This window comes from Streptomyces odonnellii (assembly GCF_000981895.1).
GTDB lineage: Bacteria > Actinomycetota > Actinomycetes > Streptomycetales > Streptomycetaceae > Streptomyces > Streptomyces odonnellii.
In genome coordinates, this window is sequence record NZ_LATD01000545.1 from 1 (window position 1) to 1,158 (window position 1,158).

General features: G+C 71.5%; 1 protein-coding gene. It reads left to right on the forward strand.

Annotation, left to right across the window (positions count from 1 at the left end; translation table 11 throughout):
* Positions 1-1,040: PP2C family protein-serine/threonine phosphatase (locus WH07_RS34765; protein ID WP_046509032.1), on the forward strand; the 1,040-nt coding region annotated here is incomplete at its 5' end.
* Between the last annotated feature and the right edge of the window lie 118 nt (positions 1,041-1,158).

Consider the following 1,158-nt stretch of genomic DNA (forward strand, 5'->3'; position numbering starts at 1 on the left):
CCCGTATCTGGACCGCCCCCGCCGAAGCCGCCCACCGGGCCGCGCTGCGCACCTCCATGCGCGAGCTGGGCCGGGCCTCCACCCCGCTCTCCTCGGGCGTGGGCTCCACCCTGGCGACGGCGGGGACGGTCGGCGGCGAGACCGTCGTCCTCCCGCTGGTGGCCCGTAACCGCGTCATCGGCATGCTGACCCTCGGCAAGCCCTCGGACGACCACTTCCGCCAGGAGATCCTCGAACTCGCCGAGGACCTCTCGCGCCGGGCGGCGCTCGCCCTCGACAACGCCCGCCTCTACTCCGAGCGCACCGCCATCAGCCAGGCCCTCCAGCGCAGCCTGCTGCCACCGGGGCTCCCCGACGTCCCGGGCGTGGAGGTCGATGTCATCTACCGCGCGGCGGGCGAGGGCAACGAAGTCGGCGGCGACTTCTACGACCTGTTCCCCATCCGGGACGGCGCCTACGGCTTCGCCATCGGCGATGTCTGCGGCACGGGACCGGAGGCCGCAGCCGTCACCGGCCTGGCCCGGCACGCCCTCCGGCTGCTCGCCCGCGAAGGCTTCGGCGGACCGGCGGTCCTGGAACGGCTGAACGCGGCGATCCTCGACGAGGGCGCCCGCAGCCGCTTCCTCACGCTGCTGTACGGCGAGTTGTGGCCGCAGGAGGACGGCAGCGCGATCATCAAGGTGGTCTGCGCCGGCCATCCGCTCCCGTTGCGGCTGCGCCAGGACGGCACGGTCGAACCGGCCGCCGAACCGCAGCCGCTCCTCGGCGTGATAGAGGATCTGGAGCTGTACGAGCAGACGCTCACCCTGGACCCGGGCGATGTCCTGCTGTGCGTCACCGACGGTGTCACAGAACGCCGGGAGGGTTCGCGCATGCTGGGCGATGACGGCCTCACCGATGTCCTGACGACCTGTACGGGACTGACAGCGGGCGCGGTCGCCTCGCGCGTGCTGCGAGCGGTGGAGCGCTTCGCCGCGGAGCCGGCCTCCGACGACATGGCAATCCTCGCGATGCGCGTCCCGGAGCCCCGTCACGACTAGGTCCGGTCAGGCTTGAGGAGTTGGGCAACGAGAAAGGCCCCCGCCAGGTGGCGGGGGCCTTCTTCTGTACGGAGCCCCAATACGGAATCGAACCGTAGACCTTCTCCTTACCATGGAG